Source organism: Pseudomonas sp. R76, assembly GCF_009834565.1.
Lineage (GTDB): Bacteria > Pseudomonadota > Gammaproteobacteria > Pseudomonadales > Pseudomonadaceae > Aquipseudomonas.
The window spans coordinates 5,506,405-5,531,711 of the sequence record NZ_CP019428.1 but is presented as its reverse complement, the minus strand read 5'-3'; the positions used below and the strand labels follow the sequence as shown (position 1 = coordinate 5,531,711).

Below are 25,307 nucleotides of genomic sequence, written 5' to 3'. Positions count from 1 at the left end.
CGGTGTTTGTGGCTTGTTGTACTGGTCTTTGTAGGCCACGTTTAACCCCGAAGTGTCTCCCCACTCTTCGGGGTTTCTTTTTGCCTGCGATTTACCCTGTGGCTGCTCAGGGCTCGGGGGAATCCTGGAAAAACCTCGGGTTGTCGCGCAAATACTGTTCACGCATGCCCGGGTCCAACCATGAGGCGTAGGATTGCTGCAGTTGCGCCTGTGGGATCTCGCGTAGTACCTGGTCAATGCGCGTCATGGCCCGGCGGCCTTGCGGCGTGTCCGAGCAACCGATATGCGTGCGCTGGTAAGGCGCTGAGCCTTTGATGGTGTAGAACATCAGGTCTTGTGCGGCGATGCCCTGTTGCTTGGCGTGATAGCGAATTTCTGGCCAATAGCCCAACACCGCTTCCAATCGCCCCAAGCGCTGCATTTGCAGCAGGCTCCCAAGGGCGTCATTGCCGTAATGGAGTGCCAAGGTGTGTGAGTCAACGCCTTTGAGCTGTTCATCGATCACAGGGCCATAGCTGCGCTCGGCGGTTGCGCCGATCCGTGCCTTATGGGAGTCGAGAAAGGCTTGCAGGTCGAATTGGCCCTCGACGATAAACGGCGCCAGTGCTTGCTGCTGGCTGCGTCGGATGGTCACCCCATTGGCCACCGCCACAAATGCCTGTTTGGAAAACACCACGTACTTGGCGCGTTCCGCGGTCCACAACAGCGACGGGTCGCAGGTGAGGGAGGGCGAGCGCAACATTTGAATGCCGCGCGCACGGTTGACGTGCATGACCGTGTGGCGGTATTCCGGCAGGCGCTCGCTGAGTATCGGCAGCAACTGGTCCAGCGCCCCTTGGCCTTTCTGAGGGCCCTCGAAAATGGTGATGGGCGGCAAGTCACGCAGCAGCCAAATCAAGGTTTCCTCGGCGTGCGCAAAGAATGGCCATACGCCGAACATCGCGCCGGCGAGGTACAGATGGATGAGCCGGCGCTTGCGCGGACGAGCCATCAGATCGCGCCATCCTCACGCAAGCGGGTAATGGCTGGCGCGTCATAGCCCAACGCGTTGAGCACCACGCTGTTGTGCTCGCCCAACTGCGGGCCGACCCATTCACAACTGCCGGGGGTGTCCGAGAGCTTGGGCACAATCCCCGGCATCTTGAAGTCCTTGCCGCCCGGTAACTGGGCCTTGAGAAACATTTCCCGCGCCAGAAACTGAGGGTCGCCAAGCATGTCTTCAGCGCTGTAGATGCGGCTGGCGGGCACGTCTGCCGTGTTGAGCTGCTCGACGACCTGGTCCAGCGGCAGCGAATTGACCCAGCGGTCGATCACGCCGTACAGCTCATCGCGGCGGCTATCGCGCCCATCATTGCTGGCCAGTTGCGCGTCATTGGCCAAGTCCTCACGGCCGATCGCGCTCATGAAACGCTTGAAGATCGCATCACCGTTGGCACCGATCTGCACATGCTTGCCATCGGCGCTGGTATGGATCGACGACGGCGTGATGCCGGGCATGATGTTGCCGGTGCGCTCGCGGATAAAACCGAACACATCGAACTCCGGGATCATGCTTTCCATCATGGCGAAAATGGCTTCATACAGCGCCACATCCACCACCTGGCCCAGGCCGCCGTTGACTTCACGATGACGCAGCGCCATCAGCGCGCCGATCACCGCCCACAAGGCGGCAATCGAATCGCCGATGGAAATCCCGGTGCGCACCGGCGGTCGGTCTTCGAAACCGGTGATATAGCGCAAGCCGCCCATCGATTCGCCCACCGCACCAAACCCCGGCTGGTCCTTCATCGGCCCGGTCTGGCCAAAACCTGAAAGACGCACCATCACCAGCTTGGGATTCAGGGCATGCAGGGTTTCCCAGCTCAGGCCGAGTTTTTCCAGCACGCCGGGGCGAAAGTTCTCGATCAGGATGTCGGCATCCGCCAGCAACTGTTTGAGGATCGCCAGGCCATCCGGATGCTTGAGATTGAGTGTCAGCGACTTTTTGTTACGTGCCTGCACGAACCACCACAGTGACGTGCCTTCATACAGCTTGCGCCATTTGCGCAGTGGGTCGCCGCCGTCCGGGGATTCGACCTTGATCACTTCGGCCCCGAACTCGGCACAAATACGTGACGCAAACGGGCCGGCGATCAAGGTGCCCAGTTCGATGACTTTCAGGCCGGCAAGCGGTTTGGCATTAAACGACATGAGGATCCTTAGCAAGCGCAGGGCGGTGGTGTGATGCCTTTTAACATAGGCGAGCGGCCCAGGGATAAGGATGATGCAGTGCAGTATTCGTTGATTGGCCCCACCATCGGTTAGACTGGCCGCCTTTCCCTGTCTCTAGAAGCCCGTTCATGGCCCAGCCGTCCACGACCTACAAATTCGAACTCAACCTCACCGACCTCGATCGTTCGGTGTACGAGAGCGTCAAACAGACCATCGCCCGCCACCCTTCGGAAACCGAAGAGCGCATGACTGTGCGCCTGCTGGCCTACGCCCTTTTCTACAACGAGCAGCTGGCTTTTGGTCGTGGCCTGTCAGATGTAGACGAACCAGCCTTGTGGGAAAAAAGCCTGGATGACCGCGTCCTGCACTGGATCGAAGTCGGCCAGCCGGATGCGGACCGCCTGACCTGGTGTTCCCGTCGCACCGAACGCACCACGTTGCTGGCCTATGGCAGCCTGCGCGTCTGGGAAGGCAAAGTAGTGCCGGTGGCGAAAAACCTGAAAAATGTGCACATCGCCGCCGTGCCGCAGGAAATCCTGGAAACCCTGGCCAAGGACATGCCACGGGTGATCAAGTGGGACGTGATGATCAGCGAAGGCACGGTTTTTGTGACTGACGACCGTGGCCAGCACGAAGTCCAGCTGGAATGGCTGGCCGGCGAGCGCGGTTGACCCTGTAGGTGCCGGCTTGTGTGGGAGCGGGCTTGATGTGGGAGCCGGGCTTGTGTGGGAGCGGGCTTGCTCGCGAAAGCATCGCCTCGGTGTGACTGATAGTCCGAGGTGCCTGCATCGCAGGCAAGCCAGCTCCCACACAAGCCAGCTCTCCACAAGCCAGATCCCACAGTTGATCCATGTTGTTTTCAGCATTGTTGTTTAACCGTTGTACTAGAAGAGAAGTTTCCGTCACCCCATGCGTATCGATCCTCGCCCGTTGCCTGCTGTCCTGCCGTTTCTCGGTGAATTGCCACCGCTGTTGACCCGTCTCTACGCTGCACGCGGTGTGCAGTCGGAGGCCGAGCTGGACAAGAGCCTTGCGCGGTTGATTCCTTACCAGCAGCTCAAGGGGATTGATGCAGCGGTGGACCTGCTGGTGGTGGCCTTGGAGCAGCGCCAGCGCATCCTGATCGTCGGTGACTTCGACGCCGACGGCGCCACAGCCAGCACCGTGGGCACCCTGGGCCTGCGGTTGCTCGGCGCGGCCCATGTCGACTACCTGGTGCCTAACCGCTTTGAGTACGGCTACGGCCTGACCCCGGAAATCGTCGCGGTGGCGCTGCAGCGCGAGCCGCAGTTGCTGATCACCGTGGACAACGGCATCTCCAGCGTCGAAGGCGTAGCGGCGGCCAAAGCGGCGGGGTTGAAGGTGTTGGTCACCGACCACCACTTGCCGGGTGATGAGTTGCCGGCGGCAGATGCCATCGTCAACCCGAACCAGCCCGGCTGTGAGTTCCCCAGCAAGGCGCTGGCCGGTGTAGGCGTGATCTTTTACGTGCTGATGGCCTTGCGCGCGCGGTTGCGCAGCCTGGGTTGGTATGACAGCAAGCCTCAGCCGAACATCGGCGAATTGCTTGACCTGGTGGCCTTGGGCAGCGTCGCCGACGTGGTGCCCCTGGACGCCAACAACCGCATCCTCGTCCATCAAGGCCTGGAACGTATTCGCGCCGGCCGTGCGCGGCCGGGGATCAAGGCGATCCTTGAAGTCGCCAAGCGCGATCACGCGCGCATCACCTCCACCGACCTCGGCTTTATCCTCGGGCCACGCCTGAACGCCGCCGGGCGCCTGGACGATATGAGCCTGGGCATCGAATGCCTGCTCACTACCGACGTCGCTGCCGCGCGGGAAATGGCGGCGCAACTGGACGGCATGAACCAGGACCGCAAATCCATCGAACAGGGCATGCAGCGCGAGGCGCTCGCCCAGCTCAAGGACTTGCCGGTGGAGTCGATGCCTTACGGCTTGTGCCTGTTCGACCCGGAATGGCACCAGGGTGTGATCGGCATTCTGGCGTCGCGGATGAAAGAGCGCTATTTCCGCCCGACCATCGCCTTTGCCGACGCCGGTGATGGCCTGCTCAAGGGCTCAGGGCGCTCTGTGCAGGGTTTTCATATCCGTGACGCCCTGGCGGTCGTGGCGAGCCAGCATCCCAACCTGATCGCCAAATACGGCGGCCACGCGATGGCGGCTGGCTTGACCTTGCCCGAAGAAAACTTCCCACTGTTTGCCGAAGCCTTCGACGCTGAAGTGCGTCGGCAACTGCGTGAAGAAGACCTGACTGGCCGACTGCTGTCTGACGGTACGTTGGCGGTGGAAGAGTTTCACCTGGAACTGGCGCGCGCCTTGCGGGATGCCGGGCCGTGGGGGCAGCACTTTCCAGAGCCGTTGTTTCACGGCGTGTTTCAGTTGGTCGAGCAGCGCGTCGTGGGGGAGCGGCACCTGAAGGTAGTGCTCAAGAGCGAATGCGGGTCAGTGAAGCTCGATGGCATTGCGTTTGGTGTAGACCGTGAAGTCTGGCCGAACCCGACGGTGCGTTGGGTGGAGTTGGCCTACAAGCTGGACGTGAACGAGTTTCGTGGGAATGAAACTGTGCAGTTGATGATTGCGCATATCGAACCGCGCTAAAACTCAGCCCCCACCACAAAACAAATGTGGGAGCTGGCTTGCCTGCGATACAGGCACCTCGGTTTTTCAGTTGCACCGAGGTGATGCTATCGCAGGCAAGCCAGCTCCCACAGAAGTGCCCACCTTTAGTTTTGTGGGCGGCCGGAGTTACTCGGCCTTATCCTTGGCCTGATGCTTCACGATGATGTCCACCAAGCGCTGTGCCAGCGCCGGGTAGTTCTCATCAAAGTGATGCCCGCCCGGCAGTTTCACCGCCTCGCCAACCGCCGTCTTGTCGGTGCAGCCACTATCGTCGACTTCTTCGGCGCCATAGATGCACACCACTTTGTCAGCCGGCAGCTTGGCCATTTCCGGGCCGGTCGCGGCTTCTTTGCCGGCGTTGCCCAGCCAGCCTTCCACTTCGATCTCAAAGCTGCCGGTACGCGCGAAGGCCAGCAGGATGATCGCGTCCACACGCTGTTGTTCGTTTTCCGGCATGCGGTTGTAGATCGCGGGCAGTACGTCGGCGCCGAACGAGTAGCCGGTCAGCACGAAGCGCTTGGTGCCCCATTTCTGCCGGTAGTGCTGCATCAACTCGGTGAGGTCTTTGGCGCTCTGTTCCGGGGTCTTGTGCTGCCAGTAGTAGCGCAGGGTGTCGATGCCCACCACCGGGTAGCCGATCTTGGCCATTTCACCGGCCACGTCGCGGTCCAGGTCGCGCCAGCCGCCATCACCGGAGAGGAACAGGGTGACGGTGTCCTTGGCTTGGCCCGCCGGTACTTCAACCACAGGAATCGCCAGGCCGCCGTTGTCCGAACCCACCAGCTGCTTGCGCAGTTCGTTGTTCAGCACTTGCGGGTAATGAATGTCGTAGTCGCTGATGCTGGTGGTGGCGCGCGGGGTGTCGCGCACGAAACTGGCGGCATCGTCGTCAGGGTTGTCGTTCCATGCCACCAGCCAATTGCCGTGGGCGGCGGTTTTCGGCAGTGGGTCCTTGCAGCCTTCCTGGGTCATGGCGAAGCCGACCGAGATGGCGTTGGCCTTGTCGTCGCTCTGTGCGGCCAACCAGCGCCATGCCAGGCTTGCGCCAGGGCCGATGCCGCTGACCAGCGTCGCCGGGCCTTTAAGCTGGCCCAGGGCGCTTTGCAGCGCTTGTTCCTGCAACTTGCAGTCGTCTTTGGGCAGGATCACTTGAACGATTTGCGCAGAGCCGCCCTGGCTCAGGGCAATCAGCTGGCTGTCGGTCAAGGTTGCATCGGCCAATACGGCCACAGCCACACGGGCTTTTGCCGAACCGGCAGGGGTGACACGGGTCATCACCGAACCGTCGGCCTGGGGCAGTTGTTCCAGGGTCGGTTGCGGGGCAGGGCGGTTCCAGTACCAAAAGCCACCCGCCGCGATCAGCGCGAGCAGCACTACAAAGGCCAATACATACCGCCAGGAGCGTCGAATCATCAGCGTTTCACCAATCCAGTCAAGCCGCCCGCAATCAGGGCGGCGGTATCGGCCAGTGCCACCAGCGGATCAAGTCCTGCGGGCACGGCCATATAACGGGGTTCCCAGTCAGGCTGGAACTTATCTTTGAAGCGGCGCAAACCTTGGAAGTTATACAGCTGCTCGCCCCGGCGGAACACCATCGAGCCCAAGCGTTGGGTCAACGGCGCGCCACGGCGTGGTTGCAGGCCCGACAACGGCACCATGCCGAGGCTGAAGCGGGCGTAGTCGTGGTTCTTATAATGTTGAATCAGGCCAACCATCATGAATTCCATGGTCAGCTTCGGCGCGTCCGGGTGCGCACGCATCAGGTCGAGACTGGCCAGGTCGTGGTTGTAGGTCTCGAGCAGGTTGGCGAAGGCCACCGGGCGCCCTTCGAAGCGAATGATCGCAATGCGAAAGTGCTTGAGGTAGTCGTCGCTGAAACGGCCCAGGGAAAAGCCCTTTTCCCGTACGTTCTTGCCGGTCAACCAGGCATCGGAGATGACCTTGAGTTCATCCATCGGCGCCTGGCCCGGGTCGAAGATCTCCAGGGACAAGCCGTCCCGGGTGCCACGGTTCCAGGTGTAGCGCAAATCCTTCATCTCTTTGCCCTTGGCTTCCAGGTCAAAGCGTTTCAGGTCGACGCGGGCTTCTTCGCCCAGCTTGATCGCGGTGAGGCCGATGTCCATGTAGTACGGCAGGTTCTCGGCGCGGACCTGGTAGAAAACCGGGCGTGCGTGGTGGATGTCACACAGGTCACGGAACTGCCAGATCATTTCGGCGCGTGGTTGAGTCGGGCCGATCGGGTCATACAAGGCCACCAGGCTGCGCCCGCGACGCGCGTACATCAGGAAGGCTTCGTCGTTAGGGTGGAACAGCAATGCTTTGTCGCCGGTCAGCGCCAGGCCGCCGTCGGGCTGGGACGAGGCCATCAGGATCTTGGTGGCGCGCTCCAGTTCGTCCGGCGTCGGCAGGTGGATCACCGGGCGCGCGGTGCGCAGCAGCCAGGTCAGCGACACGATCACCAACAGCACCGCCGCGCCCAGCAGCGAGCGCAGGCCGCGTGGGGCGTTGGCGTCCAGGGTGAACTGCCACCACAGTTGATGGCTGTACGGCACGTCTTGATAGGCAAACAGCAGCAGCCAGATGGAGGCGCCCAGCACGCAGACGCTGGCCACCAGGTACAGCGGCGAGAACGGCAGTTCGGTCAGGCGGCTGGCGCGGTAGAACGAACGCCGGAAGATCGCCAGCAGCACTGCCGTCATGATCATCAGGCTGGCTTCTTCCCAGTCGAAGCCTTTGAGCAGCGAGAGCAGGGCACCGGTCAGCAGCAGCACCATGGTCAGCATCCAGGCGGCCGACAACCGCCGACGCAAACCCTGGGCGAGCAACAGGCACAACACGCCGATCAAGCTGGCGCCAAAGTGCGAGGCGTCAATCAGGCGGTGGGGAATCAGGAAGCCGATGTTTTCCAGGCGTGAGTCGATTTCCGGCGTTGCGCCGGAAAACAGCAAGACCACGCCGGACAAAAAAACCAGCACGGCCAGCACCGGTGCGGCCAGGCCTGAGGCAACCCGCAGGCTTTGCTGGGTCTGGAACAGGCGCTGGGCCTCGTTGACCAGCAGGAACACGCAGGCGATCAGCAGCGGCAGCACCACGTAGATCATGCGGTACAAGAGCAGGGCGGCGGCCAATGGCGCGGCGCCGAGCTTGTCGGCGAAGGCGGCGAGCAGAATCGCCTCGAATACACCCACGCCACCCGGTACATGGCTGAGCACACCGGCGGCCAGGGCCAGCAGGTACACCAGCAGGAACGGGCCGAACGGCGGTGCTTCCGGCAGCAACATATAAAGGACGGTGGCGGCAGCGGCGACGTCCAGCGCGGTGATGATCAGTTGCAGGAACGTCAGGCGCCGACCGGGCAGGCGCAGGGTACGGCGCCCGGCCTTGACCAGCAGGTTGTCGGGGTAGGGCTGCTCCGGCAGGCGACGGCGATAAATGCCGATGCATAGCGCGGCGGACAGCACGAGTACTGCAGCGGCGATGCCGCCGAGCAATCCTTGGGACAAATGCAGGTAAGTAGAGGCGGCTGGCAAATTACTCAGGGTGGCCAACGCGGCCAGTGGCGGCAGGGCGGTGCCCAGGGCCAGGCTGGCGAACACGGTCATGTGGGCGACTTCGGCAGCGCCGATGCCATGGCGTGCATAGAGACGGTAACGCACCGACCCGCCCGAGAGCATCGACAGACCAATTGCGTTGCCGATGGCGAAGGCTGTGAAGCCGCCCATCGCCAGGGTCTTGGCCGGCAGTTTCACCCCGGCATAGCGTGCGCCGGAGAATTCATAACCGAGCAGAATGATGAAACCGGCGACCGCCGCCGCAAACGCGCCGAGCAGGGCAGGCTTGGGCACTTCCAGGATCGAGTCGTGGAGGGCGTACAGGTCCAGCTCCAGCAACAGGTGTCGGCAGGCGATCAGGGCGATTGCGAACAGCAACAGAGTAACGGCCAACCCAATGGGCTGACGGTATTTACTCAACAGATCCAGCCAGCGCAAACGGGTGGGTGGAATCGGTTGTGTCGCTGTGACGGTGTCTTGTGGTTCAGACGAGTTGGCGCGCATCAATCACCTCGTGGATTGTGCGCGACAGGATGGAGGTATCCAGCCAAGTTACCAATCCCTATGGACAAAATAATTACAAATATTAACGCGTATCGCCGGGTGCGGCGACTGCGGCCATTGGTCGTAGAGGATAGCGCTTGAGCATTGAGCATAGCTTGCAAAGACATGGACTCAACAAACCGCGCAGGGTTTCATGAAAGATGCCATGCCATTGTTTCAGAAGAACTTTTTCACCGGATACAAAAAAGGCCACTCTTTCGAGTAGCCTTTTTTGATGTTTGGTTGCGGGAGCCGGATTTGAACCGACGACCTTCGGGTTATGAGCCCGACGAGCTACCAGACTGCTCCATCCCGCGTCTGTGGGCGGCATTCTACAGCCCAGCGGCGGGGTGTCAACCGTTAATGGGCTGATGGGTCAAATTAGTGTGAAATAGCTGTTTTGAACCGGCTACGCACGGTAAGTGCGCGAAGGGCAAAGACTTTTTTGTCTTACAATTTTCATACATAGCAAAAACAGGCACGCACAAAAAAGGCCACCCTTTCGAGTAGCCTTTTTTGATGTTTGGTTGCGGGAGCCGGATTTGAACCGACGACCTTCGGGTTATGAGCCCGACGAGCTACCAGACTGCTCCATCCCGCGCCTGTGTGTCGGCATTCTACAGAGGAACGCAGATGTGTCAACCTGTGAATTGAAGAAAAGCGCTTGTGGTTCAATCGTTTAGCTCTCCAAGACGGGGTTTGGAACGGCTCGGGGCCAGTCTGGCCGTGGGTTTCGGCTCTATCGGAAGGCTGATTTCGATTGAGAAAATAAATTCATCTGTGAAATTTCCTACCACTCAAGCGGAAGAATCAAACTACTGGTGCTATATACAGGGGTGAGTGCGATACTGGCCACCCGTTGGATTACACCCTCTGTTTATATGACGCAGCGCAAAATCATCCACGTCGACTGTGATTGCTTCTACGCCGCCATCGAGATGCGCGACGACCCGAGCCTGGCACAAAAGCCTCTGGCCGTTGGCGGTTCGGCGGACAGGCGAGGGGTGATCGCCACCTGCAACTATGAGGCGCGGGCGTACGGGGTGCGTTCGGCCATGTCGTCACGCCACGCCTTGAAGCTGTGCCCGGACCTGACCATCGTCAAGCCGCGCATGGATGCTTATAAGGAAGCGTCGAAGGAAATCCAGACGATCTTTCGTGACTACACCGACCTGATCGAACCGCTGTCGCTGGATGAAGCCTACCTGGATGTTTCCGACAGCCCGCATTTCGGCGGTAGCGCCACGCGTATTGCCCAGGACATTCGCCGTCGGGTTTCCAACCAGTTGCACATCACCGTGTCCGCAGGCGTTGCGCCGAACAAGTTCCTGGCCAAGATCGCCAGCGACTGGAAAAAACCCAACGGCCTGTTTGTGATTACCCCGGATCAGATCGAAGACTTTGTCTCCCAGTTGCCGGTGAAAAAGCTGCACGGCGTCGGCAAGGTCACCGCCGACAAGCTGGCGCGCCTGGGCATTGAAGACTGCCTGCAGTTGCGTGACTGGAACAAACTGGCGCTGGTGCGTGAATTCGGCAGTTTTGGCGAGCGCCTGTGGAGCCTGGCGCGTGGGATTGATGACCGTGTGGTGCAGAACGACAGCCGTCGGCAATCCATCAGTGTGGAAAACACCTACGATGTGGACCTGCCTGATCTCTCAAGTTGCCTGGCAAAGCTCCCCGAGCTGATGGAAACCCTGGCCGGGCGCATGGCGCGCATCGACAGCAGCTATCGCGCGGGCAAGCCGTTCGTCAAAGTGAAGTTTCATGACTTTACCCAGACCACCTTGGAGCAGGCCGGGGCAGGGCGGGACCTGGAAAGTTATCAACAGCTGTTGACCCAGGCGTTCAATCGGGGCGGCAAGCCGGTGCGGTTGCTGGGGATTGGGGTGCGGTTGCTGGATTTGAGCAGTGGTAATGAGCAGCTTCAGTTTCCCTGGTAGAAACCGGAAAAAACTGTGGGAGCTGGCTTGCCTGCGATAGCAGAGGGTCAGTTATTGATGCTTTAACTGATACACCGCTATCGCAGGCAAGCCAGCTCCCACATTTGGATTTTCATCCAGCCTGGAATCTCAGTGAGCGCCCGGGTCTGCGACGAGCCGCCCCGCATCCTTGGTCAGTGCCTGCAGGAATTCCTGCTGTAACTCCGGATCATTGCGGGTCAGTTCGATCAGGCTCTGCTCCAGTTCACTGGCTTCCTCCTCCAGGCCCAGCTCCGACAGGCGCTTGACCCGGTGCACCCACTGGTTGACTTCATCGTCTTCCAGGTCGTCGTAAATCAGGCCATGGGCTTCCAGCAACTTGCCGCGCAGGGTGTTGCTGATCGCCAGGGTCGAGTCCGAATGGACGTCGTCCTGGCCATCTTCCACGCTGATCTTCAAGGTGCTGATGCGGTTCAGGTCCTGTTCGGCGAATGGGCTGTCCAACAGGTTCAGGCGCAGGACGCCATTACGGTCGGTGGTCAGCTCATGGGTTTGCTTGCCGGCGGTGACCTGTACCGGGCGTTCGCTCCACGGCAGGCTCGAATACTCCGTGCGTTTGTCGCGCTGGACTTCATCGATACCCGCCAGGTTCTGTTGCGCACGGCCGTGGGATTGCACGTTCATGAACGGGTTGATGCCGTCCACGCCGTAGCTCAGCCAGTCGCGGGTCATGCTGGTGGGCAGGTTGCCGAGGGCGAAGATATTCGCCACGTTGGCACCCGCGCCCGCCACTAAAGCGACCGCGCCCAGGGGCATTTCGTAGATTTTGCGCCAGGGTTGGTAGGGTGTGTAGCGATCGTAACGGCGGGTGACTTCGTATTCGGTGACCTCAAAGGTCTTCTGCTCGTGAATGCGAACCCGGCGTTGCGGCAGTTCGAGCACTTTGGGTTCACCTACATCGATCTGCAGGCTGTGGTCGAGCAATTTGCGCTCGACCCGCTCCTCGTGCTCACTGCGTTGCGACATCTGGTTGGCGCAGCCGCTGACCAGCAGGGCGCCGCACAAGGCGGCGCCCCCCAGGGCTCTGGTGTTTCGCTTGAACATGACTTCTCTTGATCTGGTTTTCAGCGACGAATACGCGCCTGAAGGAAAGACAGCACGTCAGCCACCGGCAACGGTTGGGCTTCGGCTTCGGTCCGGCTTTTGTATTCCAGATTGCCATCGGCCAGGCCGCGGTCACTGACCACGATCCGGTGCGGGATGCCAATCAGTTCCATGTCGGCGAACTTGATGCCCGGGCTGGTTTTCTTGTCCCGGTCATCCAGCAGCACTTCAAAACCGGCGGCCGTCAGTTCGGCATACAGTTTGTCGGTGGCTTCGCGAACTTGCTCGGTTTCATAACGCAGCGGCACCAACGCCACCTGGAACGGCGCCAGGGCGTCACTCCAGATGATGCCTTTCTCGTCGTTGTTCTGCTCGATGGCAGCGGCAACCACGCGGGATACGCCAATGCCGTAGCAGCCCATGTCCAGGGTGATCGGCTTGCCGTTCTCGCCCAGCACTTCGCACTTCATCGCCTTGCTGTACTTGTTGCCCAGCTGGAAGATGTGCCCGACCTCGATGCCGCGCTTGATTTCCAGGGTGCCCTTGCCGTCCGGGCTTTGGTCGCCTGCAACCACGTTACGCAGGTCGGCCACGGTTGGCACCGGCAGGTCACGTTCCCAGTTCACGCCGAAGTAGTGCTTGTCGTCGATGTTCGCGCCGATAGCGAAGTCGCTCATCAGCTCGACCGAACGGTCGATGATAATTGGCAGCGGCAGGTTCAGCGGGCCGAGCGAACCGGCACCGGCGCCAATCGCGTCGCGCAGTTCGGCATCGGTGGCCATGACCAGCGGGCTGGCCACGCCAGGTTGCTGGGCGGCCTTGATTTCGTTGAGCTCATGGTCGCCACGGATGACCAGGGCGATCAGCTTGCCTTCTTCCTCGGCGCGCACGATCAGGGTCTTGATGGTCTTTTCAATCGGCAGATTGAATTTTTCCACCAGGGCCGCGATGGTCTTGGTCTCTGGTGTGTCCACCAGGCGCAGCTCTTCAGTCGGTGCCGGGCGGGAGGTCTCGCGTGGCACAGCTTCGGCTTTCTCGATGTTCGCCGCGTAGTCGGAACCGTTGCTGAAGACGATATCGTCTTCGCCGGACTCGGCCAGCACGTGGAATTCGTGGGAACCGGCGCCGCCGATGGAACCGTTGTCCGCTTCAACCGGGCGGAATTTCAGGCCCAGGCGCGTAAACACGTTGCAGTAGGCCTGGTGCATGCGGTCGTAGGTGACCTGCAGGGAGGCTTGGTCGGCGTGGAACGAATAGGCGTCCTTCATGATGAATTCGCGGCCGCGCATCAAACCGAAGCGTGGGCGGATTTCGTCACGGAATTTGGTCTGGATCTGATACAGGTTCAGCGGCAGCTGTTTGTAGCTGCTCAGCTCGTTGCGCATCAGGTCGGTGATCACTTCTTCGTGGGTCGGGCCGGCGCAGAAATCGCGGCCATGACGGTCCTTGAAGCGCAGCAATTCAGGGCCGTACTCTTCCCAGCGCCCGGATTCCTGCCACAACTCAGCCGGTTGGGTGCTCGGCATCAACACTTCCAGAGAGCCGGCGGCGTTCATTTCTTCGCGAACGATGGCTTCGACCTTGCGCATCACCTTCAAGCCCATGGGCAGCCAGGTGTACAGGCCGGAGGCCAGCTTGCGGATCATGCCGGCGCGCAGCATCAGCTGGTGGCTGATCACAACCGCGTCGGAAGGCGTTTCTTTCTGTGTGGCGAGCAAATATTGACTGGTACGCATGGTAGGCCGTTGTCGGTTGCTTGGACTTGAAATGACTTTGGATTGTACGGGCGGTTGCTGCCGGAGTACAGGCATGAGGTCGCGGGGTGTTTCTGAAGGAACCGGGCTTGTGTGGGAGCTGGCTTGCCTGCGATGGGATCACCGTGGTGTATCAGATACACCACGTCGTCTGCATCGCAGGCAAGCCAGCTCCCACATTGATTGAGGCGTGTCAGTCTTCCTGGGGCGGGCTCAACCGAATCCGTCGATTTTCCTGAAACCAATGCAAGGCAATCAGGAACAACGTCGGCACGCCCAGCAGGCAGGTGATCAGGAAGAAGTTGTGATAACCGAACTTCTCCACCATCACGCCTGAATAGCCGCCAATCAGGCGCGGCAGCAACAGCATGATCGAGCTGAGCAGTGCATATTGGGTGGCCGAGAACTTCAGGTTGGTCAGGCTCGACAAGTAGGCGACAAACGCCGACGTGGCCAGGCCCGAGCTGAAGTTATCCAGGGAAATGGTGAAGATCAGCATCTGCAGGTCGGGGCCCATGTCGGCGAGCATCACGAACAGCAGGTTGGTGGCCGCCGAGGCGACGCCGCCGATAAACAGGATCGGCAGGATCCCGAAGCGCACGATCAGCAGGCCGCCCATACCGGCGCCGAGCAGGGTCATGATCAGGCCGAAGATCTTGCTCACCCCGGCGATCTGGTCCTTGGTAAAGCCCTGGTCGATGTAGAACACGTTGGCCATCACGCCCATCACGGTGTCGGACATGCGGTAAGTGGCAATCAGCCCGAGCAGCAGCAACGCCTGCCAGCGATAGCGCAGGATAAAGTCGTTGACCGGCGTCAGCACCGGCGCCAGGCCGCGACGGCCCATGGCCGACAGGCACAGGGTGGTAAGGATGATGTACAGAATCGCGCGCAGGAACGCGCGGTCTTCCATCAACAGCTCCCACAGGCTTACGCCATGGAACAGCACGCTGGCAAAATCGGTGTTGTACAGCTGGGTGAACATCGCCGGGACCGACACCAGCAGCACGATCAGCACAAATACAGAAACAAGCTGGTGCACGAAGCTGTAACGGCCGGCCTGCAACTGGGTGCGCAGTGGCACGTTGGGTTCGCGCATGAACAGGGTGGTGAGCAAGGCGGGGATCATCAGCACACCGAACAGCACGTAGGTGCCGGTCCAGGCCGAGTGTTTATAGTTGAACCCGGTCGAGCCGAAGCCTTCGGCAAAGAACAGTGCGCCGGCCGTGGCCAGCAGGGCCGCGATGCGATAGCCGGACATATAGCTGGCAGCCAGGGCAGCCTGGCGGCTGTCGTCGGCGATTTCCAGGCGATAGGCGTCCACCGCAATGTCTTGGGTAGCCGAAGCGAAGGCAACGATGACGGCAATGGCGATCAGCCAGGAAAGGTGTTTTTGCGGGTCGCAAAAACCCATGCCGATCAACCCGAGGATCACCAGCGTTTGGGCCAGCACCAGCCAGGAACGACGACGTCCGAGTTTACCCAGCAGTGGCAGGCGCCATTGGTCGAGCAGCGGCGACCAGACCCATTTAAAGGCGTAGGCCAAACCGATCAGACTCGCATAACCGATGGTCTCGCGGGCCACACCGGCCTCGCGCAACCACACTGAAAGCGTCGAGAACACCAACATGTAAGGCAAGCCGGCGGCGAAGCCGAGCAACAACAGTACTAACGTCGAGGGGCTGGCATAGGCAGCGAGCGCGGCGCGCCAGGTTTTACGGGGCATGGGCTGGAGTCTGCCTCAGATTTGCGGAAACAAAGCGCGCACTCTAACCGCTGTGCTCTACCGGGCGCCAGCCATGACGCTGAATATCAACGCGATTGTTCAGGATACTGACACCTTCGCTGCGTAAACGCGCACGTTGTTCGTCGCCTGAGGCACTGCCCACCGGCAGACTTATCCGACCACCGGCACCCAGCACTCGGTGCCAGGGCAGGCGAGTGTCCTGCGGCAGTTGGCTCAGCGTGCGCCCGACCCAGCGGGCCGCGCGGCCCAACCCGGCCAGATGGGCCAGTTCGCCGTAACTCACCACGCAGCCCTCGGGCACTTGCGCCAAGGTCAGGTACAGCGCGGTGCGGCGCATTTCGGCGGGGCCTTGATGGGTATCGTCGGGTAGATTCTCTGTGGGCATCGTCAGGGTCTTTGTAAGAAACGTCTGTAATCATGCAGGTGAGAATTGAACTCAATATAAATACTTGAGTCAGTCCTAGCTATCTAACACGATAACGCCTCTTTTTCGCCAACTCCGAGCCCCCAATACGCTTATGTTGTCCAGAACCCTGCTGTGCCTCGCTGTTTTCAGCGCCTCCACGCCCTTGCTTGCCGACACCGTCTGGTTGAAGAACGGTGACCGCCTGACGGGCAAGATCAAGGTCTTCGACGGTGGCAAACTGCTGATTCAGACCGACTACGCAGGGGCAATCCCGGTGGACTGGAAACAGGTGAAAACCCTGGAAAGCGATCAGGAGTTGCTGGTCAAACAGGATGCCTACAGCGGCGAGAAGGCCAAGTCCTTGAAGGCAGCGGAGGATGGCAAGGTGGTCTTGGCCAATGGCGAAGCCCCCAAAACCGTGGAGCTGGCGAGCATCCAGCAAATCATCAAGCCCAAGCCTGTGATTGAAGACCTGGTGTGGAAGGGCAACGTCGACCTGGCGCTCGACTACAAGCGTGCCGACAAAGACACCAACGACTACGACGTCGACTTCAAGACCACCGCCCGTCACGGCCAGTGGCGTCATACCGGCCAGGGCGAATACAACCGCGAGTTCCAGGACGACGTCACCACCACCGACAACTGGGCCCTGGAATATGACTTGGACCGCTTCCTCACCGAGCATTGGTTCTGGCAAGGCCGCCTGACCTACAAGCGCGACAAGGTTGAAGACTTGTCCCGCCAGCGCACCGTCGGTACAGGCCCGGGCTACCAGTTCTGGGACGACGAATTGGGGGCGTTCTCCCTCGGCTCGCTGGTTAACCGCACCGATTATGAATATTCCAATGATCTCAAGACCAACTTCTATTCCCTGGCCATGAAGTGGAACTACAACCGCTACCTGGTGGGTAAAACCGTTGAGTTCTTCACTAACGGTGAGGTGGGCAAGCCGCTCTCCGGGCCGGCCAAGTACTCTCTGGATTCGGAAATGGGCCTGCGTTACAAAGTCACCGAGTGGGCGTCTCTGAACCTCAAGGCCGAACGCGACATCATTGATGGCGATTCGAAAGGCAGCTTGAGCAAGACCCGTTATACCGCAGGCTTTGGCGTGGCCTGGTAAAAGCAGCACGGAGCGCTCTGGCAACCTGCGCGGTTATTGATTACCTTGTGTTGAGATTCATTCCCATAGACGCCATAGGCTATGGGCGGCTGATTACCCGAGGAGTCATACGTTGAGCGCGCACGTTGCCAAGAACGCCCGAGAGCTGTTGCTCAAGGAATACCGTGGGGCTCTCTCCACATTGTCCAAAGCCATGCCCGGGTTTCCCTTTGGCTCGGTCGTGCCGTATTGCCTCGACGAGCAGGGCCGACCGCTGATCCTGATCAGCCGTATCGCCCAGCACACTCATAACCTGCTGAAAGACCCCAAGTGCTCGCTGCTGGTAGGCGAGCGCGAGGCCGATGATGTACAGGCCGTCGGCCGCCTGACTTACCTGGCCGAAGCCGAGAAACTCGAAGACGCCGACGCCATTGACGCGGCCGCCGAGCGTTATTACCGCTACTTCCCCGATTCCGCCAACTACCACAAGGCCCATGATTTCGACTTCTGGGTGCTCAAGCCTGTGCGTCATCGTTATATCGGCGGGTTTGGCGCCATTCACTGGGTCGATCAATTGACCCTGGCCAATCCGTTCGCGGGCAAGGCCGAGCGCAGCATGATCGAGCACATGAACAGCGATCACACCAAGGCCATCGCGCATTACGTCGCGTTGACCGGCTTGCCGACCTTTGAGCCGGCGCAATTGGCCGGCATCGACAGCGAAGGCATGCACTTGCGCATTGGTCAGTCGTTGCACTGGCTGCCCTTCGCAGCGTCTTGCAACACTCCGACACAAGTACGCGAAGCCCTGGTTTCATTGGCTCACGCCGAGGTCTGGCCGAAAAAAGAGCCTGCCAGCGCTTGAATTCACGAAATGGCGACGTCATCTAAGGTGGACTGGCAAGGCATTCTTGCGTTGAGGAACCATTTGATGCGCCCTTTTTTATTGCTCTTTCTGCTATTTCCGGTGTTGGAGCTGTTCGTATTCGTTCAAGTCAGCGGTGCGATCGGGTTTTTCCCGGCCCTGTTGCTGATCATTCTCGGCTCGATGCTCGGCGTTCTGGTGCTGCGCGTCGCCGGCCTGGCCACGGCGTTGCGTGCCCGTGAAAGCTTGAACCGCGGCGAGCTGCCAGCCCAGACCATGCTTGAAGGCCTGATGATGGCTTTGGCCGGCGGCCTGTTGATCCTGCCGGGTTTCATCAGTGACGTGGTCGGCCTGGTCATGCTGCTGCCGGTCACCCGCAAGCTGCTGGCCGGCAAGATGCGCCAGCGCGCTGAAGAGGCTGCGATTCGCCAGCGTGCGTTCGCCGACGACCTGCAACCCCGTGGCGGCCCGGCCCCGCGCCAGCCGCTGGGGCGTGAAGGTGATGTGATCGAAGGCGAGTTCGAACACCGCGACAGTAAATAACCGCTTTATGAGCACGGCACCTTCGGGTGCCGTGTTGCATTTGGTTGCCGGCAGACACAAAAAATTTCCGCTGCGACCCCTTGTAATAAGCTTATGCGCCCTTATGTAACGGTCACCGCAAGGTTTCTGGTGGCGACACCAGACAGACTTCCGCGTCTTGCTTGGCGAGGCGCGACCGGCACCACCGGAATACAACCCGCCGGTACCGATACCGGCCGATGAAAAACACAATTAGGAGAGATCGACAATGAGCAAGCTTCGTCCTCTGCACGACCGCGTCGTAATCCGTCGCAGCGAAGAAGAAAAGAAAACCGCTGGCGGTATCGTTCTGCCAGGTTCGGCTGCTGAAAAAGCCAACCACGGTGTGATCATCGCTGCAGGCCCAGGCAAGGCTCTGGAAAACGGTGAAGTACGTGCGCTGGCTGTGAAAGTGGGTGACAAGGTTGTTTTCGGCCCTTACTCCGGCAGCAACACTGTGAAAGTCGACGGCGAAGACCTGCTGGTAATGAGCGAGAACGAAATTCTCGCCGTTCTGGAAGACTGATTCCCCGCTCATTTTCCCGTTACTACAAAGTATTTAAGGAATATCGATCATGGCTGCTAAAGAAGTTAAATTCGGCGATTCCGCCCGCAAAAAAATGCTCACCGGTGTTAACGTCCTGGCTGACGCAGTAAAAGCGACCCTGGGCCCTAAAGGCCGTAACGTGATCATCGAGAAGAGCTTCGGCGCTCCGACCATCACCAAGGACGGCGTTTCCGTCGCCAAAGAAATCGAACTGGAAGACCGTTTCGAGAACATGGGCGCGCAGCTGGTCAAAGACGTTGCCTCCCGTGCCAACGATGACGCAGGCGACGGCACCACCACCGCCACCGTTCTGGCTCAGGCTATCGTCAACGAAGGCTACAAAGCCGTCGCTGCCGGCATGAACCCGATGGACCTCAAGCGCGGCATCGACAAGGCGACCATCGCCGTTGTTGCTGAGCTGAAAAACCTGTCCAAGCCATGCGCCGACACCAAGGCTATCGCTCAGGTAGGCACCATCTCCGCCAACTCCGACAGCTCCATCGGCGACATCATTGCCGAAGCCATGGAAAAAGTCGGTAAAGAAGGCGTGATCACCGTTGAAGAAGGCACTGGCCTGGAAAACGAACTGTCGGTTGTAGAAGGCATGCAGTTCGACCGTGGCTACCTGTCCCCGTACTTCGTCAACAAGCCAGAGACCATGGTTGCCGAGCTGGACAGCCCGCTGATCCTGCTGGTCGACAAAAAAATCTCCAACATCCGTGAAATGCTGCCAGTACTGGAAGCCGTTGCCAAAGCCGGCCGCCCACTGCTGATCGTTTCCGAAGACGTTGAAGGCGAAGCCCTGGCGACGCTGGTTGTGAACAACATGCGTGGCATCGTTAAAGTCGCGGCCGTCAAGGCGCCAGGCTTCGGCGACCGTCGCAAGGCCATGCTGCAGGACATCGCTGTTCTGACCGGCGGTACCGTTATCTCTGAAGAGATCGGCCTGAGCCTGGAAAGCGCCACCCTGGAAAACCTGGGCAGCGCCAAGCGCGTGACCATCTCCAAAGAAAACACCATCATCGTTGACGGTGCTGGCGTAGAGCAGGACATCCAGGCGCGCATCACTCAGATCCGTGCCCAGGTTGCCGAAACTTCGTCCGACTACGACCGTGAAAAACTGCAAGAGCGTCTGGCCAAGCTGTCCGGCGGCGTTGCAGTGATCAAGGTTGGCGCGGGTTCCGAAGTTGAAATGAAAGAGAAGAAAGCCCGCGTTGAAGACGCCCTGCACGCAACCCGTGCAGCCGTTGAAGAAGGCGTGGTACCTGGCGGTGGCGTTGCGCTGATCCGTGCTCTGGAAGCGCTGGTTGACCTCAAAGGCGACAACGCTGACCAGAACGTCGGTATCGCTGTACTGCGTCGTGCCGTTGAAGCACCGCTGCGTCAGATCGCTGCCAACTCCGGCGACGAGCCAAGCGTTGTGGTCAACGAAGTCAAGAACGGCAAAGGTAACTACGGTTACAACGCTGCGACTGGCGTCTACGGCGACATGATCGAAATGGGCATCCTGGACCCTACCAAGGTGACTCGTTCGGCACTGCAAGCTGCAGCTTCCATCGGCGGTCTGATCCTGACCACCGAAGCGGCAATTGCTGATGCACCGAAGAAAGAAGGCTCGGCTGGCGGCGGTATGCCAGACATGGGCGGCATGGGTGGCATGGGCGGCATGATGTAAGCCAGCCTCACCCGGCTACTGAAAAACCCCGCCTGCAGCGATGCAGGCGGGGTTTTTTTATGGGCTTTATTCAATACATCAACCGATGGAGCGGCGCCGCAACAGCTTTTTGAAGGTCATGCCCCGGGCCAGCATCAGTTCGGCATGCGGCATAAGTGCCAGGGGTTGCGGTGCAGCAGCTTCGTTGAGTGGGTGAGTGACAGGCAGGTGCGCGAGTTTTTCAGCGCGGGTGGCTCTGGGCCGCCTCCGGTGTTCGGCTACAACGACCCTGCCTGTCACGCTTGGGTAGCACACGGCTTTGCGTGTGTAGTCGGCGACGTATTGGTCTATGCGCTGCGCTGGCGAGTGTGTGACCGCCAGTGGCAAGGCCGACGCTGTGCCGGTGACGATGCACAACGACAGCAGCAGCGTGAACAAATGCTTCTTGGGGGGACGCATGTACGGGCTCTCCAACCTGGGATTCAGGCGGCAGAGAGTAGGGGTAATGGCAGCGTCTCGCTGTCACCGGCTGTAACACGCTATCTAGAGTGGGCGCAGCGGCAACACCAGGGTCAGGCGTGCACCGCCCAGCGGGCTGCGGGCCACCGTCAATTCACCGTGGTGCCACTGGGTCGCACGTTTGGCCAGCGCCAGGCCGAGGCCGAAGCCGCCGGGTGCGTCGCCGCCCATGGCAAGCCGCACAAAGGGCTCGAAGACCTTTTCGCGGTTTTCCGCGAGGATGCCGGGCCCATCGTCATCCACGTGCAGCACCAAGTGATGTTGCCCCTGATACGCCGCGCTGACACACACTTGCTCGCGGGCATAGGTGATGGCGTTGCTCAACAGGTTACGTACGATCAGGTGCAACAAGGCGCGGTCGCCGACCAGTTCCAGCCCGGCCGGCTCGGTTTCCAGGCTCAACCGCCGATGGTGCCCGTCGAGCAAGGCGAACTCTTGATGCAACCAGTCACGCAGGTTGATCGGTTCGTGCTGCAAGTCGGTCGGCGCGCCCGCAAGGCGAGCAAACGCCAAACTGGCGCGAACCAAGGCTTCGAGCTCTTCGACATCGATGAGCAAACGTTCTTGAAGGCGCGTTCGGGTGCTCGGGTCTTCGCTTTTACCCAGCAGCGATAAGGCAAAGCGCATGCGCGCCAGGGGCGTGCGCAGTTCGTGGGACACCGCCTGGGAGACTTCGCGGTGGCGTTCACTCATGGCGCTGATGTCCCGTGCATGCTGTTGCAGCGTCAGCAGCAACGGTGTCCATTCCTTGCCCATGGCGGGCAACATCACGTTCGGGCTGCGCGCCAGTGTCGCCAGGCAGGTATTGAGTGTGTGCAGGTCGGTGTGGCGCTGCCGGTGCAGGCGTAAACCAATCCCGAGCAGTAGCAGCACCGGCAAGCCTGCGACGCAGGCGGTGATCCAGAACACCGGGAATTTCAGCAGGTCCTTGACCTCGGCGCTGCCCCACATGGGGCCGAATCGGATCACGGTTTCGTCGTCGAGCGGGAAGTAGCTGATGTCTTCGTCGCTGTTCAGCGCCGGTTGCCCATGTTCCAGCATGACCATGGCTTCCGGCGGCAGCTCCACATCGTCCAGCGCGATCAGGTTCACCGGGTACTGAAAGTGCGCACGCAGGGTATCCATCCGCGCTTCGCGCTGGTCGGCGGGCACGCCTTTGAGCTGTTCGGCCACCAGGTAGCCCGGCCCGGCCATCAGGCGCAAGAAGCTGTCGTCACCCACAAATACTGAGGCGTTGGTGCACAGCCAGAGCATATAAAGCGTCAAGCCGGTCCAGCCCGCGCCGGCCGTCGCCACCATCCAGGGCCGCAGTTTAGAGAACACGCGCGGCTTCCTGCGGGATTTCGACGAACAGATAGCCTTGGGCCGTAATGGTCTGGATGGTCACCGGGCATTCCAGGCTCATCAGCTTTTTGCGCAAGCGCGATACGCGCATATCGATGGAGCGGTTGAGCCCGTCGTATTCCAGGCCGCGCAGGCTTTGCAGGAGTTTTTCCCGCGTCAGCAAGACGCCGCAATGGCGGGCAAAAATCGCCAGCAATTCGAACTCCGCAACCGAGAACTGCAAGGGCGCGTCATTCAGCCAGGCGAAATGGCTGTTGAGGTCCAAGCGAAACGCGCCCCACTGGTAATACGCGCGAGGGGCTTGCGGGTGGCGGCGCAGCAACGAGCGAATCCTGGCCAGCAACAACTGTGGATCGACAGGCTTGACCACGTAATCGTCTGCCCCGACGTTGAACCCGGTGAGCTGTTCGGCGTTTTCGTCCAGCGCGGTCATCATCAGGATCAGCCCAGGGTATTGGTCGCGAATCTGTCGGCACAGGGTGAAGCCGTCGATACCCGGCAGCATCACGTCCAGGATCAACAGCGCCGGCTGCTCGTCGCGAATGCGCTGGGCGGCGCGGTCGCCCCGGTGCTCAATGGCCACGGTGAAACCTTCGGCGCGCAGAAACTCGGCAGTCAGCGCGGCCAGTGGGCGGTCATCTTCAATCAGCAGCAGGGTCTCGGACATGATCGGGCGTCGTCGCCAGGGAATGGGCGCAAGTGTTACGCCCTTGCCCTGTGGCAGGCAAGGGCTTGAGTGGGGCTGTCAGCGGATGCTGATGGCCGCAGCCTCATCCTTCGGCGCTTTCCAGCTCAGCAATTGCTGTTTGAAGCCATAGCTGGCGGCCTGGTAGTAGGTGATTGCGCGCAGGATCAATGGGTCATCACTGCCCACGCGCAACTCCTGGCTCTCGGCCAAGGCTTGGTCATGGCGACGCAGGCCCAGGCGGGGGCTGAGGATTGCCAGGTCCTTGCCGTCAAACAACCCCAGGTGCTGGTAGTTGCCGACCACCACGCGCGGCGGCAGCGGGTTGTCCTGCAACAGGTTGCGGCCGAAAAACGTCGACTCGTAGCTCAGGTTGATCAGGCCCAGCAAGGTCGGCGCCAGGTCGATCTGGCTGGCCAGTTGCGCGGTTTCCCGGGCGTCGATCAGCTTGGGTGCATAGATAAACAGCGGGATCTGGTAGTTGGTGATGGGCAAGTCTTCCTTGCCCGCGCTGCCTGCGGTGTGGTCGGCGACGAACACGAAAATCGTGTTATCGAACCACGGCTTCTGGCGTGCCGCCTCAAGGAACTCGCCGATCGCGTGGTCGGTGTATTTCACCGCACCGTCACGGCCATTGCCGGATTTGATATCGATGCGCCCGTCCGGGTAGGTGTAGGGGCGATGGTTGGAGGTGGTCATCAGTTGCAGCAAAAAGGGCTGCTGCTTGGCGTAATCGGCGTCGGCCAGTTTCAGGGTTTGCCGGTAGAGGTCTTCGTCAGCCATGCCCCAGGCGTTTTTGAACGAGATGTCGGTTTCCGGAACGCTGCTCTGGTCAACGACGCGATAACCGTTGCCGCTGAAAAACGCGTTCATGTTGTCGAAGTAACCGCGCCCGCCGTAAACAAACACGCTGTCGTAGCCGATGGCGCTGAGTTGCTGGCCGAGGCTGGCGAAGCCGCTTTCACGGCCGATGCGCTTGACGATTGAACGCCCTGGCGTGGGTGGAATCGCCAGGGTAATCGCTTCCAGGCCACGGTCGGTGCGGGTGCCGGTGGCATAGAAATTATTGAAGTACAGGCTTTGTTTGCGCAGGGCATCCAGGTTCGGCGTGAGGTTACGCCCGTCGCCATTGCTGCCCATGTATTTGGCGCTGAAACTTTCGATGGTCACCAGCACGATATTGGGTTTGCGCAACGTGCCGGGGTTGTTGATTGCGCGGCGGATGTCCAAAGGGTCTTTGCCAATAAAGCGCGCATTGGGTTCGCTGAGTTCGGCACGCAACTGCTTGGCGACCACCTCAGTGGGCAGGCTTTGGTAGAACTGTGGGTAATCCAGCTCGTTGTTACGAAAGGCCGCAAAGAATTGATACGGGCCGTTGCTCGCCAGCTCGTTCTTGTAGGCGTTGCCACCTTGGGCGCGCGGGCTGTCCTGGCTGATCAGTTGCAGGCTGAGGCCGGCGACAATCAACAGGCCCAGGGCGTTAAGCAGGCGACCTCGCAGCGGCGGCAAGGGTGCGTTCATGGCGGCATTGAACGGCTTGCGCAGAACCACACTCAACACAACCGCGAGCATTGCCAGCAGGCTGAGCAGCTTGCCGATCGGGTAAGACTCCAGCAGGTTGTTCAACACCTCGTCGGAGTACACCAGGTAATCGACGGCGATAAAGTTGAAGCGCACGCCGAACTCATCCCAGAACAGCCACTCGGCGACCGACGTAAACAGCATGGCGAACAGGCTGACGGTGAGCACTGCCTGCAGAAACCAGCGGTGGCCACGGCGGCGCCACAGCGCAGGCGGGCAGAGCAGCAGGTACAAGCCCAGCGGCAAGGCGGCATAGGTCAGGAAGCCGAGGTCGTATAACAGGCCCACGCCAAACACCGGCAGCAGGTTGCCGCCGACTTCATCCAGATGGGTAAGCAGCAGCACGCTGCGCGTCAGCAAGAAAACAACCAGCCAGGCGCCGGTGACGAGCAGCAAAAAGCGCATAGGCGCCGTTTTGAGAAACCCCATGTCTACATTCCTTATATCAATGGGCGGTGATCTTCAGCCTGACACTGTAGTCAGTTTGTGAAGCTATAGTGAAAAACTTGTTGGTTCGTGCAATTGGTTGAAAACCTTTATCGACAGGCCCTCAAGGTCTATCCCTGAGCCGCACTTG

20 protein-coding genes and 2 tRNA genes are annotated in these 25,307 nt (G+C 60.3%); 8 read left to right on the top strand and 14 right to left on the bottom strand.

Annotation, left to right across the window (positions count from 1 at the left end):
• Positions 1-106: 106 nt before the first annotated feature.
• Both PspR76_RS24955 and PspR76_RS24950 read right to left on the bottom strand, forming a co-directional pair.
• Positions 107-991, bottom strand: coding sequence for a TIGR02285 family protein (locus PspR76_RS24955; RefSeq protein ID WP_159959600.1), 885 nt, complete (start codon positions 989-991; stop codon positions 107-109).
• Entirely contained in the window at positions 991-2,190 is a 1,200-nt protein-coding gene (locus PspR76_RS24950; RefSeq protein WP_159959598.1) for a CaiB/BaiF CoA transferase family protein, read from the bottom strand. The genes PspR76_RS24955 and PspR76_RS24950 overlap by 1 nt, the downstream gene beginning before the upstream one ends.
• A 149-nt stretch (positions 2,191-2,339) precedes the next feature.
• Here PspR76_RS24950 and PspR76_RS24945 point away from each other — a divergent pair, with 149 nt between their 5' ends.
• Together PspR76_RS24945 and recJ are read left to right on the top strand one after the other, a co-directional pair.
• Positions 2,340-2,882, top strand: coding sequence for a YaeQ family protein (locus tag PspR76_RS24945; RefSeq protein WP_159959596.1), 543 nt, complete (start codon positions 2,340-2,342; stop codon positions 2,880-2,882).
• Between the two features lie 238 nt (positions 2,883-3,120).
• Positions 3,121-4,830 carry a single-stranded-DNA-specific exonuclease RecJ gene (gene recJ / locus PspR76_RS24940; RefSeq protein ID WP_159959593.1) on the top strand — a complete coding sequence of 570 codons (1,710 nt, stop codon included), beginning with the start codon at positions 3,121-3,123 and terminating at the stop codon, positions 4,828-4,830.
• A 147-nt stretch (positions 4,831-4,977) separates the two neighbouring features.
• Here the strand turns inward: recJ and PspR76_RS24935 are convergent, their stop codons facing one another.
• The 4 genes from PspR76_RS24935 to PspR76_RS24920 all read right to left on the bottom strand — a co-directional run bounded on the left by PspR76_RS24935 (position 4,978) and on the right by PspR76_RS24920 (position 9,546).
• Positions 4,978-6,264 carry a virulence factor family protein gene (locus PspR76_RS24935; protein ID WP_159959591.1) on the bottom strand — a complete coding sequence of 429 codons (1,287 nt, stop codon included), beginning with the start codon at positions 6,262-6,264 and terminating at the stop codon, positions 4,978-4,980.
• Positions 6,264-8,906, bottom strand: coding sequence for a bifunctional lysylphosphatidylglycerol flippase/synthetase MprF (mprF, locus tag PspR76_RS24930; protein WP_159959589.1), 2,643 nt, complete (start codon positions 8,904-8,906; stop codon positions 6,264-6,266). Before mprF ends, PspR76_RS24935 begins: the two co-directional genes overlap by 1 nt.
• Before the next feature lie 279 nt (positions 8,907-9,185).
• Positions 9,186-9,262 (bottom strand) — tRNA-Met (locus PspR76_RS24925).
• A gap of 207 nt (positions 9,263-9,469) precedes the next feature.
• Positions 9,470-9,546, bottom strand: a tRNA-Met gene (locus PspR76_RS24920).
• Positions 9,547-9,826: 280 nt separating this feature from the next.
• On the opposite strand from PspR76_RS24920, the gene dinB reads away from it, so the two are divergent.
• The gene (dinB, locus tag PspR76_RS24915) at positions 9,827-10,885 is read left to right on the top strand and encodes a DNA polymerase IV (protein WP_159959587.1); all 1,059 of its coding nucleotides are present in this window, start codon (positions 9,827-9,829) and stop codon (positions 10,883-10,885) included.
• Positions 10,886-11,014: 129 nt separating this feature from the next.
• Here the strand turns inward: dinB and PspR76_RS24910 are convergent, their stop codons facing one another.
• From PspR76_RS24910 to PspR76_RS24895, 4 genes are all read right to left on the bottom strand, one after another.
• Complete coding sequence (locus tag PspR76_RS24910) at positions 11,015-11,968, bottom strand: hypothetical protein (protein ID WP_159959585.1); 954 nt, start codon at positions 11,966-11,968, stop codon at positions 11,015-11,017.
• A gap of 20 nt (positions 11,969-11,988) precedes the next feature.
• Entirely contained in the window at positions 11,989-13,704 is a 1,716-nt protein-coding gene (locus PspR76_RS24905; RefSeq protein ID WP_159959583.1) for a proline--tRNA ligase, read from the bottom strand.
• Between the two features lie 211 nt (positions 13,705-13,915).
• Complete coding sequence (locus PspR76_RS24900) at positions 13,916-15,448, bottom strand: AmpG family muropeptide MFS transporter (RefSeq protein WP_159959581.1); 1,533 nt, start codon at positions 15,446-15,448, stop codon at positions 13,916-13,918.
• A 43-nt stretch (positions 15,449-15,491) separates the two neighbouring features.
• On the bottom strand, positions 15,492-15,854 hold the full coding sequence (locus tag PspR76_RS24895; RefSeq protein WP_159959579.1) for an MGMT family protein: 363 nt from the start codon (positions 15,852-15,854) through the stop codon (positions 15,492-15,494).
• A gap of 133 nt (positions 15,855-15,987) precedes the next feature.
• Between PspR76_RS24895 and PspR76_RS24890 the strand changes: the two genes are divergently transcribed.
• The 5 genes from PspR76_RS24890 to groL all read left to right on the top strand — a co-directional run bounded on the left by PspR76_RS24890 (position 15,988) and on the right by groL (position 20,622).
• A complete protein-coding gene (locus PspR76_RS24890) occupies positions 15,988-16,995 on the top strand; it encodes a DUF481 domain-containing protein (RefSeq protein ID WP_159959577.1) in 1,008 nt (335 codons plus the stop codon).
• 112 nt (positions 16,996-17,107) lie between these two features.
• A complete protein-coding gene (locus tag PspR76_RS24885) occupies positions 17,108-17,839 on the top strand; it encodes a HugZ family pyridoxamine 5'-phosphate oxidase (RefSeq protein WP_159959575.1) in 732 nt (243 codons plus the stop codon).
• Between the two features lie 66 nt (positions 17,840-17,905).
• Positions 17,906-18,382: an FxsA family protein gene (locus PspR76_RS24880; protein ID WP_025854816.1), complete on the top strand. Its 477-nt coding sequence runs from the start codon at positions 17,906-17,908 to the stop codon at positions 18,380-18,382.
• Between the two features lie 247 nt (positions 18,383-18,629).
• The gene (locus tag PspR76_RS24875) at positions 18,630-18,926 is read left to right on the top strand and encodes a co-chaperone GroES (protein ID WP_094953007.1); all 297 of its coding nucleotides are present in this window, start codon (positions 18,630-18,632) and stop codon (positions 18,924-18,926) included.
• Positions 18,927-18,975: 49 nt separating this feature from the next.
• On the top strand, positions 18,976-20,622 hold the full coding sequence (groL, locus tag PspR76_RS24870; RefSeq protein WP_064453985.1) for a chaperonin GroEL: 1,647 nt from the start codon (positions 18,976-18,978) through the stop codon (positions 20,620-20,622).
• A gap of 78 nt (positions 20,623-20,700) precedes the next feature.
• Here groL and PspR76_RS24865 read toward each other — a convergent pair whose 3' ends face one another.
• The 4 genes from PspR76_RS24865 to PspR76_RS24850 form a co-directional block, all read right to left on the bottom strand.
• On the bottom strand, positions 20,701-21,060 hold the full coding sequence (locus tag PspR76_RS24865; RefSeq protein WP_159959573.1) for a hypothetical protein: 360 nt from the start codon (positions 21,058-21,060) through the stop codon (positions 20,701-20,703).
• An 84-nt stretch (positions 21,061-21,144) separates the two neighbouring features.
• Positions 21,145-22,443, bottom strand: a complete 1,299-nt coding sequence (locus PspR76_RS24860; protein WP_159959571.1) for a sensor histidine kinase — start codon at positions 22,441-22,443, stop codon at positions 21,145-21,147.
• Positions 22,433-23,131: a response regulator transcription factor gene (locus tag PspR76_RS24855; protein WP_159959569.1), complete on the bottom strand. Its 699-nt coding sequence runs from the start codon at positions 23,129-23,131 to the stop codon at positions 22,433-22,435. Before PspR76_RS24855 ends, PspR76_RS24860 begins: the two co-directional genes overlap by 11 nt.
• A 78-nt stretch (positions 23,132-23,209) precedes the next feature.
• Positions 23,210-25,159 carry an LTA synthase family protein gene (locus tag PspR76_RS24850; protein WP_159959567.1) on the bottom strand — a complete coding sequence of 650 codons (1,950 nt, stop codon included), beginning with the start codon at positions 25,157-25,159 and terminating at the stop codon, positions 23,210-23,212.
• Between the last annotated feature and the right edge of the window lie 148 nt (positions 25,160-25,307).